This window comes from Burkholderia ubonensis (assembly GCF_001718695.1).
Taxonomy (GTDB): Bacteria; Pseudomonadota; Gammaproteobacteria; order Burkholderiales; family Burkholderiaceae; genus Burkholderia; species Burkholderia ubonensis_B.
In genome coordinates, this window is record NZ_CP013420.1 from 46,900 (window position 1) to 59,223 (window position 12,324).

12 protein-coding genes, 1 tRNA gene and 1 pseudogene are annotated in these 12,324 nt (G+C 67.6%); 8 read left to right on the top strand and 6 right to left on the bottom strand.

The window, feature by feature from the left end; genetic code table 11:
• Positions 1 to 118 precede the first annotated feature (118 nt).
• Positions 119 to 1,537: an alpha,alpha-trehalose-phosphate synthase (UDP-forming) gene (gene otsA / locus WJ35_RS00215; protein WP_060232114.1), complete on the top strand. Its 1,419-nt coding sequence runs from the start codon at positions 119 to 121 to the stop codon at positions 1,535 to 1,537.
• Positions 1,530 to 2,123, top strand: coding sequence for an AAA family ATPase (locus WJ35_RS00220; protein ID WP_060232111.1), 594 nt, complete (start codon positions 1,530 to 1,532; stop codon positions 2,121 to 2,123). Before otsA ends, WJ35_RS00220 begins: the two co-directional genes overlap by 8 nt.
• A 22-nt stretch (positions 2,124 to 2,145) precedes the next feature.
• Here the strand turns inward: WJ35_RS00220 and WJ35_RS00225 are convergent, their stop codons facing one another.
• Together WJ35_RS00225 and WJ35_RS00230 are read right to left on the bottom strand one after the other, a co-directional pair.
• Positions 2,146 to 3,513 (bottom strand): MFS transporter, encoded by a 1,368-nt coding sequence (locus tag WJ35_RS00225; protein WP_069238570.1) that lies wholly within the window; start codon positions 3,511 to 3,513, stop codon positions 2,146 to 2,148.
• A 185-nt stretch (positions 3,514 to 3,698) separates the two neighbouring features.
• Entirely contained in the window at positions 3,699 to 4,079 is a 381-nt protein-coding gene (locus WJ35_RS00230; protein WP_010091064.1) for a DUF5594 family protein, read from the bottom strand.
• Between the two features lie 116 nt (positions 4,080 to 4,195).
• On the opposite strand from WJ35_RS00230, the gene WJ35_RS00235 reads away from it, so the two are divergent.
• On the top strand, positions 4,196 to 4,585 hold the full coding sequence (locus tag WJ35_RS00235) for a hypothetical protein (RefSeq protein WP_069238571.1): 390 nt from the start codon (positions 4,196 to 4,198) through the stop codon (positions 4,583 to 4,585).
• A gap of 172 nt (positions 4,586 to 4,757) precedes the next feature.
• Here WJ35_RS00235 and WJ35_RS00240 read toward each other — a convergent pair whose 3' ends face one another.
• Positions 4,758 to 5,087: a hypothetical protein gene (locus tag WJ35_RS00240; protein WP_069238572.1), complete on the bottom strand. Its 330-nt coding sequence runs from the start codon at positions 5,085 to 5,087 to the stop codon at positions 4,758 to 4,760.
• Between the two features lie 143 nt (positions 5,088 to 5,230).
• On the opposite strand from WJ35_RS00240, the gene eco reads away from it, so the two are divergent.
• The gene (eco, locus tag WJ35_RS00245) at positions 5,231 to 5,731 is read left to right on the top strand and encodes a serine protease inhibitor ecotin (protein WP_069238573.1); all 501 of its coding nucleotides are present in this window, start codon (positions 5,231 to 5,233) and stop codon (positions 5,729 to 5,731) included.
• Between the two features lie 269 nt (positions 5,732 to 6,000).
• Positions 6,001 to 6,336 carry a hypothetical protein gene (locus WJ35_RS00250; RefSeq protein ID WP_059568433.1) on the top strand — a complete coding sequence of 112 codons (336 nt, stop codon included), beginning with the start codon at positions 6,001 to 6,003 and terminating at the stop codon, positions 6,334 to 6,336.
• A 6-nt stretch (positions 6,337 to 6,342) separates the two neighbouring features.
• On the opposite strand, the pseudogene WJ35_RS29290 reads toward WJ35_RS00250, so the two are convergent.
• The 3 genes and pseudogenes from WJ35_RS29290 to WJ35_RS00260 all read right to left on the bottom strand — a co-directional run.
• Positions 6,343 to 6,630 (bottom strand): annotated as a pseudogene (locus WJ35_RS29290) (integrase); the annotation flags it as partial.
• 233 nt (positions 6,631 to 6,863) lie between these two features.
• Positions 6,864 to 6,938, bottom strand: a tRNA-Arg gene (locus tag WJ35_RS00255).
• A gap of 150 nt (positions 6,939 to 7,088) precedes the next feature.
• Positions 7,089 to 7,271, bottom strand: a complete 183-nt coding sequence (locus WJ35_RS00260; protein WP_006398668.1) for a rubredoxin — start codon at positions 7,269 to 7,271, stop codon at positions 7,089 to 7,091.
• 197 nt (positions 7,272 to 7,468) lie between these two features.
• Here WJ35_RS00260 and WJ35_RS00265 point away from each other — a divergent pair, with 197 nt between their 5' ends.
• The 3 genes from WJ35_RS00265 to WJ35_RS00275 all read left to right on the top strand — a co-directional run bounded on the left by WJ35_RS00265 (position 7,469) and on the right by WJ35_RS00275 (position 12,324).
• Positions 7,469 to 7,876 (top strand): DUF4399 domain-containing protein, encoded by a 408-nt coding sequence (locus tag WJ35_RS00265; protein ID WP_069238574.1) that lies wholly within the window; start codon positions 7,469 to 7,471, stop codon positions 7,874 to 7,876.
• Between the two features lie 244 nt (positions 7,877 to 8,120).
• The gene (locus WJ35_RS00270; RefSeq protein ID WP_060232099.1) at positions 8,121 to 10,067 is read left to right on the top strand and encodes an ATP-binding cassette domain-containing protein; all 1,947 of its coding nucleotides are present in this window, start codon (positions 8,121 to 8,123) and stop codon (positions 10,065 to 10,067) included.
• A 274-nt stretch (positions 10,068 to 10,341) separates the two neighbouring features.
• On the top strand, positions 10,342 to 12,324 hold the full coding sequence (locus WJ35_RS00275) for a DNA topoisomerase IV subunit B (protein WP_060232096.1): 1,983 nt from the start codon (positions 10,342 to 10,344) through the stop codon (positions 12,322 to 12,324).

The following is a 12,324-nucleotide window of genomic DNA, read 5'->3' on the forward strand; positions in this document are numbered from 1 at the left end:
TGCCGCATTTGTCGCATTTCTCACGCCTGAACCGCCGCGCGGCAGCCTTCCGGTTGCCGCGCCCGTCACGGCGCGCGCCTTGCGCGCCGGCCATTCGAATCAAGAAGGGGGAAGCCGCATGAGCAGATTGATCGTGGTATCGAACCGTGTCGCCATCGGCGAGGACACGCGCCCGAGCGCGGGCGGCCTCGCGGTCGGCGTGATGGACGCGCTGCAGGAAACCGGCGGCATGTGGTTCGGCTGGAGCGGCGAGATCGTCGGCACGCCCGATGCGCCCGTGATCCGGCGCGACGGCAACGTGACCTACGCGACGGTCGGCCTGACCCGCCGCGACTACGATCAGTACTACCGCGGTTTCTCGAACGCGACGCTGTGGCCGGTGTTCCACTATCGCGGCGACCTCGCGCGCTTCGACCGCCAGGAATACGCGGGCTATCTGCGCGTGAACGCCGCGCTCGCGAAACAGCTCGCCGCGCTGCTGAAGCCCGACGACCTGGTCTGGGTGCACGACTACCACCTGCTGCCGTTCGCGCATTGCCTGCGCGAGCTCGGCGTGAAGAACCCGATCGGCTTCTTCCTGCACATCCCGTTTCCGTCGCCCGACGTGCTGCGCATGGTGCCGCCGCACGACGAGCTCGTGAAATTCATGTGCGCATACGACGTCGCCGGCTTCCAGACCGACGCCGACAAGCAGGCGTTCGTCGACTACATCGAACGGCGCGGCATCGGCGCGTCGAGCGACGACGGGATGCTGCATGCGCACGGGCGGGTCGTGAAAGTGGCCGCGTATCCGATCGGCGTGTATCCGGACGCGATCGCGCAGGCGGCGGTGCAGTACGGCGCACGCAAGCCGGTGAAGATGCTGCGCGACGCGCTCGACGGCCGCAAGCTGGTGATGAGCGTCGATCGTCTCGATTACTCGAAGGGGCTCGTCGAGCGCTTCCAGGCGTTCGAGCGGATGCTCGCGAACGCGCCCGGCTGGCTGGGCCGCGTGTCGCTCGTGCAGATCGCGCCGCCGACGCGCACCGACGTGCAGACCTACCAGCGCATCCGCGAGACGCTCGAAGGCGAGGCGGGCCGTATCAACGGGCGCTTCTCGCAACTCGACTGGACGCCGATCCAGTACCTGAACCGCAAGTACGAGCGCAACCTGCTGATGGCGTTCTTCCGGATGTCGCAGGTCGGCTACGTGACGCCGCTGCGCGACGGGATGAATCTCGTCGCGAAAGAGTACGTCGCTTCGCAGGATCCGGCCGATCCGGGCGTGCTCGTGCTGTCCGAATTCGCGGGCGCGGCGGCCGAGCTGCCGGGCGCGCTGCTCGTCAATCCGTTCGACCTGTCGCAGATGGCCGAGGCGCTCGAGCGCGCGCTGTCGATGCCGCTCGCCGAGCGGCAGGCGCGTCACGACGAGAACCTCGCGCGGCTGCGCGCGAACGACCTGTCGGTCTGGCGCGACACGTTCGTCGCGGATCTGCGCAGCGTCGCGACGGCCGCGTCGGTGACGCGGCTGGCCGGCCGGCGGGTTGCGCATGTCTGAGCGCGCGCGAGTGGGCGGCGGCGCGGACGAAGGGGCAGACGAGGCTGCCCGGCGCTTCTTCGTCGTGACGGGCGGGCCCGGCTCTGGCAAGAGCACGCTGATCGACGCGCTCGAGCGCGCCGGCTTCGCGCGTTCGCAGGAAGCGGGGCGCGGGGTGATCCAGGACCAGGTGGCGGTCGACGGCCCCGCGCTGCCGTGGCGCGACCGGAGCGCATTCGCCGAGCTGATGCTGGGCTGGGAGATGCGTTCGCACCATCTCGCGCGGCAGGCGCGCGGGCCGGTGTTCTTCGATCGCGGCGTGCCGGACGTGATCGGCTACCTGCGCCTGTCGGGGCTCGCGGTGCCCGCGCACGCGGAGGCTGCTGCGCGACGCTTCCGCTATCACCGGCGCGTGTTCATCGCGCCGCCTTGGCCCGACATCTACACGCAGGATGCCGAGCGCCGGCAGGATTTCGGCGAAGCGGTGCGCACTTATGACGCGATGGTCGAATGCTATGCGTCGTACGGCTATCGGCTGATCGAGCTGCCGCGAGCGAGCGTGAAGGCGCGCGTGCGTTTCGTGCTGGACGCGCTCGACGCGACGTGATGCGCGCCGGGCGCCGGCCTGGTCAGGCCGATGCGCTCGGCTGCGGCGCCGCGATGCGCAGCGTGCTGACGACGGCGGCGGCGGCCGCGAACGCGGCGGCGACGTAGAGCGCGACGGTCGGCCCGTGCGCGGGCGCGATCCCGAAGATCAGCGCAACGAGCGCGGCGCCGAGCGTCTGGCCGGTCAGCCGAGCGGTGCTGAGCATGCCGCCCGCGCCGCCGGCGCGCGAGCGCGGCGCCGACGACAGGATCGCGCGGTTGTTCGGCGACTGGAACAGGCCGAAGGCCGCGCCGCACAGCGCCATCCGCCACGCGATGTCGACGCTGTCCGGATGCGCGCCGATCATCGCGAGCGACAGCAGGCCCGCCGCGAACAGCGCGAGCCCGATCCCGCCCAGCATGCCGGCCGAGTAGCGGTCCGACAGCACGCCGGAGAGCGGCGCGGCCACGACGATCACGAGCGGCCACGGCGTCATGTAGAGGCCGGTCTGCACCTGCGAGAAGCCGAGCGAATGCTGCAGCCAGAACGGCAGCGCGACGAACGCGAGCATCTGCGACGTAAACGACGCGATCGACGTGCAGATCGACAACGCGAACAACGGGATGCGCATCAGGTCGACCGGCAGCAGCGGCGCCGGCTGCGACAGCTGCCGCTTCACGAAGAACCAGCCGACGACGAGTGCGACCGTCAACTCCGCCGCGACGTACGCGCCGCGCTCGCCGTGGCCGAGCCCGTCGACGGCCATGATCAGCAGCCCGAACACGCACGCGTTCATCAGCGCGCTCGGGATGTCGTACGGCGCGTCGTGCAGCGGATTGGCGGGGAGCGCGCGCAGGCTGCCGAGCACCGCGGCGATGCCGATCGGCACGTTGATCGCGAACAGCCACGGCCACGGCGCGACCGACAGCACCGCCGACGCGACGGTGGGACCGACGGCCGACGACAGCGCGACCACCATCGCGTTGATCGACAGGCCGCGTCCGAGCATCGACGTCGGATAGATCATCCGCACGAGCGCGGCATTGACGCTCATGATGCCCGCCGCGCCGAATCCCTGGATCACGCGCATCACCGCGAGTGTCGGCAGCGAACCGGCGAGCGCGCAGCCGAGCGACGCGGCGGTGAACAGCGCGAGGCCCGCGATGTAGACGCGCCGGTAGCCGATGCGCTCGCCGAGCGACGCGAGCGGCAGCAGCGTGATCGTGACCGCGAGCTGGTACGCGTTGACGATCCAGATCGATGCGGCGTCGGACGCGCGCAGGTCATGCGCGATGGTCGGCAGCGCGACGTTGGCGATCGCGCCGTCGAGCACGGCGAGCGTGATGCCCAGCGCGACGCAGACGATCGCCCAGTAGCGTTGCGGAAGGGGCAGGCCGGTATCGGCGTTCATGTCGGGAGCGAAAGCGTGGTTGTCCGCGCGCCCGGGCGCCGGTTGCGTGCGCAACCATGCTCGCGGGCGCTGGCGATGGGGAATGACCCGGCCGGCACGACGGCGCCGAAGCGGGGCCGGCCGAGTGTATCACCGGGCCGCGTTGCGCGACGCCGGCGTACCGAGCCGCTTGCCGGCGCGCGCACTCAGCCTTCGAAGTCGAGGCCGCCGAGCCGAACGACCGGATCGGCCTGCGTGCGCGACGCGAGATCGACGTCGCGCGCGCTTTGCCAGGCAGTCAGCTTTCGCGGCAGCGCGGCCACGTAGTGCTCGAAGCGCGCTTCGCCTTCCGGTTCCATCAGCCGCTCGATCTCGTCGGTATCCCAGGTCAGCTCGAGGTTCAGCGGATGCACGAAGCCGCTCACGTGTTCGTGCGGCGCGCTGCGGACACGGACCTGCGACGGGTGGCCGTGGCCGCCATACGGGACGACTTCCGTCTGCACATGGTCGGCGAAGAAGGCGGCGATCGCGTGCGCGATGCGCGGCGCGAATTCGGTATCGAAACGGCGGGCGGTCTCGGGCTGCATGCAGGCGTCTCCTTGGTCCCGAAAATGTAGCACGGCGCTTGAGCGTTCTGGCGCGCCGGCCCGGCGTAATCGTGCGTTACCACTTGCTGCATCTATTACCGCGGGCCGCGCCCACAATGCATCGCATCCCGTACCACTTCGCGTGGGAGTGCAGCATGAGGAAGATCGCAACAGTGTGTGTCCTCGCCGGTTCGCTCGCCGTCGCCGGACCCGCGTCCGCGCATGACCGCGGCGGCGCCGTCATCGGCGCGCTGATCGGCGGCGCGGTGCTGGGCGCCATCGTGACGTCCGCGCTGAATCCGCCGGTCGCGTATCAGGCGCCCGCCTATCAGCCGCCGACGTATTACCAGGCGCCGGCGTATCAACAGCCCGCTTATCCGGCCTATCAGCAGGCGCAGTATCAGGACGACGGACCGAACTATTGCTATGACCGCTATCAGCGCGCGTACGTGTGCGGCGCGCCGGCGTCGGGCGGTTACGGCTATGCGCAGCCGGGCGGATGGTGAGCGATTTCACCGCTGCACGCGGCGCCGAGCGGGGCGCGGCGTGCGGCATCACATCGCAGAAGGCGAAAGGCCCTCGCACGATGCGAGGGCCTTTCGTCATTTGATGGGTGGCCGGCGGAGCGCGGGCGGCCGGTGTGAGGATACAAACGGTTGCAATTGCGCGGCGCGACGATCAGTGGCGGTGGCCGCCGCCGTCGCCCGGACCGCGTCCGCCGTCGTTCCAGTCGCCCCGGCGTCCGCCGCCGCGGCCCCAGCCGCCACGGTTGCCCCAGCCGCCGCGGTCGCGGTCCCAGTGGCGGTTGTCGCGGTGTCCGCGATCCCAGTCTCGGCCGCCACCCCAGATGTTGACCGTGCCGTAGACCGGCGCGGCGCCGTAGGCCGGCCCGTAGGCATAGCCGGGATCGGAATAGTACGGCTGCCCGTAGCCGTAGCCGGCGTCCGGCGCGACGACGCAGCCGGCCAGCAGCGTGGCGACGCTGGCGGTGGCAATGAGCTTCAGCATGATGATCTCCGTTGGTTCCGCTATGAATACCGCGGGCGGAGATCGGCGGCTGTTTGCAATTGTGTCGCGAAATTACGGTGCCGTAAGGTCTTGAGGTGAAAGTGTTAGCATCGGGAGCCTATTTGTCAGACAGGAGCACATCGATGAAATTCGCGATCCGGGCCGCACTGGCCGCCATTTGCGTGACGAGCGCCGCCGCGAGCGCGGCAGGGCCGGCGTCGGAGGCCGCTGTGACGGCCGAGTCGATCAAGATGTTCCCGCAGGCCGCGGCTGGCCAGCAGCGCGCGGTGATCGCGCTGCCCGCGCTCGCCGATGAAGCCGGCGCGCGCGTCGAGCTGATGATCGGCAAGACGCTGCAGACCGACTGCAACCAGCAGTGGTTCGGCGGCGAGCTGAGCGCCGAGACCGTACAGGGCTGGGGCTATACGTATTACCGGCTTTCCGACGTGAAGGGACCGGCGTCGACGCTGATGGCGTGCCCGGGACAGGCGCCGCGCGAACGGTTCGTGCAGGTGCGCGGCGACGATCAGCTGCTGCGCTACAACAGCCGGCTGCCGATCGTCGTGTACGTGCCGGACGGGTTCGAGGTGCGGTATCGCGTCTGGCATGCGGCGAAGGATGTGGGGCAGGCGGGGATGCAGTGATGCTCGCGACGGCTCCCGCCGTCGCGCGCCTGAATCGACATTCGCGGGTTTGCCGTCACGTGGCAGCGCGCAATCGCATCGAGGACCGCGTGGGCTGAGAACTATGCCGTCGGTGACGCTCCCCAAGTTTCCGGACGCGTGGTTGACCTACCGAAGAAAGCCAAACTTCGCCGATCGACAACGGTAGGTCGATCATCAACGATCATGAATCGCTGTCCACGCCATGAAGCGCCAGTGTTCGAATGAGAAAAATGACGGAGTAAGTTCGAATGAGTTTTCACACTCAGGTTTGGGTTCATCCGTCTGACGGCGAGCCGTTGAATGTTGCAGGTGTCCGCGAGGAGCTCTTGAAGTTTCTTGATGAATATTCGCTCAGCCACGACGTATTGACCGACCTCACCGAAGCATGTGGTTCGGCCCTCCCGACTTCAACTTTGTTCTATTTGGACAGCATGGCGATCGTCATGCTGTTCGACAAATTGGCTTCATGCCTACCGAATGTGTCGTTCGCAGTAAAGGGTTCTGGCGAGGATCACCGCGATATATGGGTGCGAGAGTATGCCGATGGAGTGGCCACGTTTGAAGCGAGGCCGTTCGAGGAGTGACGTGGGGGCAGTCATCTGATTACGTTCAGCATGTGCCATCGGGCGCTCTACGACGTTCCGGCCGAAGCCGAGTTTACGCAGATGTAGCTGCGAGCCCATGAGACCCGTGCCCCGTCATTCGCGACTTGTAGCCCGTGCGATAGAGCGTATGCAGCATGGTGTTGTTCGAAATGCGGCTCCGGCCTTGCAGGCTGTAGAACACGAATCGATGCTCGCCGTTGAGCGCGCGGAGCGGGGCGGGCACGTCGCGCTCCTGCCGCGATAGTGCATGATGTGCGGGTCGCACATCCTCATGCCGTCAGTGAGTTTGTATGGGGCCGAGCCGTCCGTCGCGTTCCGTACTTGCGCGTGGTCACGAGGCATTGTTGGTATCTGAGTCGTTGGCATCGGCTGATACCAACAAAAAATGCCAACCCTTTCCCCGGCTGCCACTGAGCAACCTTGATAACGATGCGACCCAACAGGCCGCCAGACGGACCTAAGCGGTCAATGTCTCGTGACTCTCTGGGAATGGTTTGAAGCTCGACTGGTCCCCCCGACAGGAATCGAACCTGTATCTAGCGCTTAGGAGGCGCTTGTTCTATCCATTGAACTACGGGGAGGGCCATGTCCGCGATATCGTGTGCTCAAGACGCGACCGGGACGGCAAGGTGGACAGCGCGCAGAGTATAGCAAACGCGCGGCGCGCCGGCGGAGCGAATACGATTCGCTCCGCGCAATCGCCTCAGAAGCTGCGCCTCAGAAACCCCGCCTCAGAAATCGACGACGACGAAGTCTTCCTTGCCCACGTCGCACAGCGGGCAGCGCCAGTCGGCGGGAATGTCGGCGAAGCGGGTGCCGGGCGCGATGCCCTCGTCGGGCAGCCCTTCCGCCTCGTTGTAGACCCACCCGCAAATCAGGCAGACCCAGCTTTGATATTCGGTCACTTCGCTCATGTTGCGCTCACGATATTGAAATCAGGGTGATGCCGTCCGCGGCCCGGCCAGCGGACGAAACGCGCAATGGTACCGGAATTTCGCCGAACTCCGCCGCAACGTCGTTTTAAACGTGCGCATCGCGAACAACGTTCGCCGTCGCGCGGCCGGGACGCGCAGTGTATGCTTCGTGAACCTTTCAATCCGAAGGAGAAAACATGCTCAACAAGAAGTGGATCGCGGGTGCCGTGTGCGTGGCGGCGATGGCCGTATCGACGTTCGCGCGGGCCGAGGCGCGCGTGTATTTCGTCGAGCCGGCGGAAGGCGCGACGGTATCGAACCCGGTGCACGCGAAGTTCGGTCTCGAAGGCGACATGCTGCTCCGGCCGGCCGGCGACATGACGCCGCACACCGGTCATCATCACTTGCTGATCGACGGCAGGCCGATTCCGAAGGGCGACGTGATCCCCGCGAGCGAACGCTCGCTGCACTTCGGCAAGGCCCAGACCGAAACCGACCTCAGGCTGCCGCCGGGCCAGCATACGCTGACGCTGCAGTTCGGCGACGGCGCGCACCGGTCGTACGGGCCGGAGATGAGCTCGACGATCACGATCAACGTGAAGTAAACGCGTCCCACAAGCGGGCGCCCGGCTGCGAAGCGGCTGCCAGGAAGCGGCCGTCAAGCGGCGGCCGGCCGCCCGCCGCATCGTTCGCACGATGCCGGCGCCGCGGCGTGCCGACACGCTGCCGCCGTCAGCGCCGGCCGATACCCAAAAAGCCGCTCACCGCCATCGTCCATCCGGCCATCCCGGCGCACGCGTGCGCCACCGGTACAATGAGCGCTTCCGATTTCTCTTCGCCGTCTTCCCCATGTCGCTTTATTCCATTACCGGTGCGCAGCTCGCGTTCGGTCACGTCGCGTTGCTCGATCACGCGGATTTCTCGCTCGAGGCCGGCGAGCGCGTCGGCCTGATCGGCCGCAACGGCGCAGGCAAGTCGTCGCTGCTGAAGATCGTCGCCGATCTCGCGCGGCCCGATGACGGCCTCGTCACGCGCCAGCAGGAGCTCGTGACCGTCTACGTGCCGCAGGAACCGGAATTCGAACCCGGCGCGACCGTGTTCGACGCGGTCGCGTCGGGGCTGACGCACACGCGCGAGCTGCTCGAGGAATACGACGCGATTGCGCACCGCCTCGCGGAAACCCCCGAAGGCGCCGAACACGACGCGCTGCTCGCGCGGATGAACGCGCTGCAGTCGTCGCTCGACGCGCACGATGCGTGGAGCTGGCGCACGCGCGTGTCGATGACGCTCGCGCAGATCGGCCTCGCGGACGTCGACGCGCGCGTCGACGCGCTGTCGGGCGGGATGCAGAAGCGCGTCGCGCTGGCGCGCGCGCTCGTCGTGCAGCCCGACGTGCTGCTGCTCGACGAGCCGACCAACCACCTCGACTTCGACGGCATCCGCTGGCTCGAGGAGCTGCTCGTCACGCAGCGCGCGGGCCTGCTGTTCATCACCCACGACCGCGCGTTCCTCGATCGCGTCGCGACCCGCATCGTCGAGCTCGATCGCGGCCGCCTGCTGTCGTATCCGGGCAATTTCTCCGCATACCAGACGCGCAAGGCGCAGCAGCTCGAAGTCGAGCGCGTGGAAAACGAGAAGTTCGACAAGCTGCTCGCGCAGGAAGAAGTGTGGATCCGCAAGGGCGTCGAGGCGCGCCGCACGCGCAGCGTCGGCCGCATCGCGCGGCTCGTGCAGATGCGCAACGAGCGCGCGGAGCGCCGCAACGCGCAGGGCAACGTGAAGCTCGACGTCGCGCAGGGCGAGAAGTCCGGCAAGATCGTCGCGGAGCTGACCGACGTGACGAAGCGCTACGACGGCCGCACGGTCGTCGACCGCTTCTCGTCGACGGTGATGCGCGGCGACAAGATCGGCTTCGTCGGCCCGAACGGCGCGGGCAAGACCACGCTGCTCAAGCTGATCCTCGGCGAGCTGAAGCCGGACGAAGGCACGGTGCGCACGGGCACGAACCTGCAGGTCGCGTACTTCGACCAGATGCGCGCGCAGCTCGATCCGGAAAAGAGCCTCGCGGACACGATCAGCCCCGGCAGCGAATGGGTCGAGATCGGCGGCAACCGCAAGCACGTGATGAGCTATCTCGGCGATTTCCTGTTCGCGCCGGAGCGCGCGCGCTCGCCGGTGAAGTCGCTGTCGGGCGGCGAGCGCAACCGGCTGCTGCTCGCGCGCCTGTTCGCGCGGCCCGCCAACGTGCTGGTGCTCGACGAACCGACCAACGACCTCGACATCCCGACGCTCGAGCTGCTGGAAGAGCTGCTGGCCGACTACGACGGCACGGTGCTGCTCGTCAGCCACGACCGCGCGTTCCTCGACAACGTCGTGACGTCGGTGATCGCGGCGGAGGGCGAAGGCAAGTGGCGCGAATACGTCGGCGGCTTCACCGACTGGCAGATCCAGAGCGAGCGCACACAGCAGCTCGCGCAGCAGGACGCCGCGAAACGGGCCGCGAAGGACGCGGCGCCCGTCAAGGAGGAGCCGGCGAAGAGCGCGGCCGGCCGCAACGCGCAGCGTACCGTGAAGCTGTCGTTCAACGAGCAGCGCGAGCTCGAATCGCTGCCCGACCGGATCGCGATGCTCGAGGAAGAACAGAAGACGATCGGCGCACAGCTCGAGGACGGCTCGATCTTCGCGAAGGATCCGCAGGAGGGCACGCGCCTGACCGAGCGGTTCGCGGCGATCGACGACGAGCTGCTCGCCGCGCTCGAACGCTGGGAGACGCTCGAAGCGAAACGCAAGCCGTGACGCGGGGCGGGTCGGCCGGTCGCGCGTGCGTGTGCCACAAGCGCCGCGCCGCCGTGCTGCACCGCCGCGCTTTTCGTCCGATGGCGCGCCGCGCGGAACCAGTAGAATACGGCCCGTTTCGGGCGCTCGCGGCGTGCGCCGCGCGCCCGCTTTCGGAGCAGTCCAAGCACACCGTTGTTTCGATTCGCTTTTTTACGGAACTCAACGTTTTGTCCACGACGTTATCCACACGAGGTGTGGACAACGTCCCGATGAATGACGAAATTCAGCGCCTATGTCAACGAAGAAGCCCAGCGCGGCCTATAGCGAAGCATCGATCAAGGTGCTCAAGGGTCTCGAGCCGGTCAAGCAGCGGCCCGGCATGTACACCCGTACCGAGAATCCGCTGCACATCATCCAGGAAGTCATCGACAACGCTTCGGACGAGGCGCTCGGCGGCTACGGCAAGCAGATCACCGTGACGCTGCATGCGGACCACTCGGTGTCCGTCGAGGACGACGGCCGCGGCATTCCGTTCGGCCTGCACCCGGAGGAAGGCGTGCCGGTCGTCGAGATCGTGTTCACGCGCCTGCACGCGGGCGGCAAGTTCGACAAGGCCGCGGGCGGCGCCTATACGTTCTCGGGCGGCCTGCACGGCGTCGGCGTGTCGGTGACGAACGCGCTCGCGACGCGCCTCGACGTGACCGTCTGGCGCGACGGCAAGATCGCCGAGCTCGGCTTTGCCGAAGGCGACGTCGTGAAGCCGCTGTCCACGCAGGCCGCGGGCCGCGGCGAGAAGAAGTCCGGCACGCGCGTGCAGGTCTGGCCGAACCCGAAATACTTCGATTCGCCGAACCTGCCGCTCGGCGAGCTGCAGCGCCTGCTGCGCTCGAAGGCCGTGCTGCTGCCGGGCGTCGAGGTCGTGCTCGTCAACGAGAAGACCGGCGAGCAGCAGACCTGGAAGTACGAGGACGGCCTGCGCGGCTACCTGCTCGACGAGATGAACGGCAGCGAGCTGCTGATCCCGCTGTTCGAAGGCGAGCGCTTCGCCGATTCGCGTTCGGGCGACGACACCTTCGCCGAAGGCGAGGGCGCGTCGTGGGTCGTCGCGTGGAGCGAGGAAGGCTCGCTCGTGCGCGAGTCGTACGTGAACCTGATCCCGACGCCGGCCGGCGGCACGCACGAATCCGGCCTGCGCGACGGCCTCTACCAGGCGGTGAAGAGCTTCGTCGAGCTGCACAACCTGCAGCCGAAGGGCGTGAAGCTGCTCGCGGAAGACGTGTTCGCGCGCGTGTCGTTCGTGCTGTCCGCGAAGGTGCTCGATCCGCAGTTCCAAGGCCAGATCAAGGAGCGCCTGAACAGCCGCGACGCGGTCAAGCTCGTGTCGTCGTTCTCGCGCCCGGCGCTCGAGCTGTGGCTGAACCAGCACGTCGAGCACGGCAAGAAGCTCGCCGAGCTGGTGATCAAGCAGGCGCAGGCGCGCACCCGCGCGGGCCAGAAGGTCGAGAAGCGCAAGAGCTCGGGCGTCGCGGTGCTGCCCGGCAAGCTGACCGACTGCGAGACCGAGGATATTGCGCGCAACGAGCTGTTCCTCGTCGAGGGCGACTCGGCGGGCGGTTCCGCGAAGATGGGCCGCGACAAGGAATACCAGGCGATCCTGCCGCTGCGCGGCAAGGTGCTGAACACGTGGGAAACCGAGCGCGACCGCCTGTTCGCGAACAACGAGGTGCACGACATCTCGGTCGCGATCGGCGTCGATCCGCACAGCCCCGACGACGGCGTCGACCTGTCGAACCTGCGCTACGGCAAGATCTGCATCCTGTCGGACGCGGACGTCGACGGCTCGCACATCCAGGTGCTGCTGCTCACGCTGTTCTTCAAGCACTTCCCGCAGCTGATCGAGCGCGGCAACGTGTTCGTCGCGCGTCCGCCGCTGTTCCGCGTCGACGCGCCGGCGCGCGGCAAGAAGCCCGCGCAGAAGCTGTACGCGCTCGACGAAGGCGAGCTCGAAGCGATCCTCGACAAGCTGCGCAAGGACGGCGTGCGCGACACCCAATGGAGCATCAGCCGCTTCAAGGGTCTCGGCGAAATGAGCGCCGAGCAGCTGTGGGACACGACGATGAACCCCGACACCCGCCGCCTGATGCCGGTGAAGCTCGGCGAGCTCGACTACGAGTCGACGGTCGCGCGGATGACGATGCTGATGGGCAAGGGCGAGGCGGCCGCACGGCGCGGCTGGCTCGAGGAAAAGGGCAACGAGGTCGAAGCGGATATTTGA

Excerpts from the sequence above, each read along its gene's own strand:
- eco (WP_069238573.1), top strand. The coding sequence starts at position 5,231 with ATGAAATTCGCGATCCGGGCCGCACTGGCCGCCATTTGCGTGACGAGC.
- WJ35_RS00240 (WP_069238572.1), bottom strand. The coding sequence starts at position 5,087 with ATGCTGAAGCTCATTGCCACCGCCAGCGTCGCCACGCTGCTGGCCGGC.
- otsA (WP_060232114.1), top strand. The coding sequence starts at position 119 with ATGAGCAGATTGATCGTGGTATCGAACCGTGTCGCCATCGGCGAGGAC.
- WJ35_RS00260 (WP_006398668.1), bottom strand. The coding sequence starts at position 7,271 with ATGAGCGAAGTGACCGAATATCAAAGCTGGGTCTGCCTGATTTGCGGG.
- WJ35_RS00250 (WP_059568433.1), top strand. The coding sequence starts at position 6,001 with ATGAGTTTTCACACTCAGGTTTGGGTTCATCCGTCTGACGGCGAGCCG.
- WJ35_RS00235 (WP_069238571.1), top strand. The coding sequence starts at position 4,196 with ATGCATCGCATCCCGTACCACTTCGCGTGGGAGTGCAGCATGAGGAAG.
- WJ35_RS00265 (WP_069238574.1), top strand. The coding sequence starts at position 7,469 with ATGCTCAACAAGAAGTGGATCGCGGGTGCCGTGTGCGTGGCGGCGATG.
- WJ35_RS00225 (WP_069238570.1), bottom strand. The coding sequence starts at position 3,513 with ATGAACGCCGATACCGGCCTGCCCCTTCCGCAACGCTACTGGGCGATC.
- WJ35_RS00230 (WP_010091064.1), bottom strand. The coding sequence starts at position 4,079 with ATGCAGCCCGAGACCGCCCGCCGTTTCGATACCGAATTCGCGCCGCGC.
- WJ35_RS00275 (WP_060232096.1), top strand. The coding sequence starts at position 10,342 with ATGTCAACGAAGAAGCCCAGCGCGGCCTATAGCGAAGCATCGATCAAG.
- WJ35_RS00270 (WP_060232099.1), top strand. The coding sequence starts at position 8,121 with ATGTCGCTTTATTCCATTACCGGTGCGCAGCTCGCGTTCGGTCACGTC.
- WJ35_RS00220 (WP_060232111.1), top strand. The coding sequence starts at position 1,530 with ATGTCTGAGCGCGCGCGAGTGGGCGGCGGCGCGGACGAAGGGGCAGAC.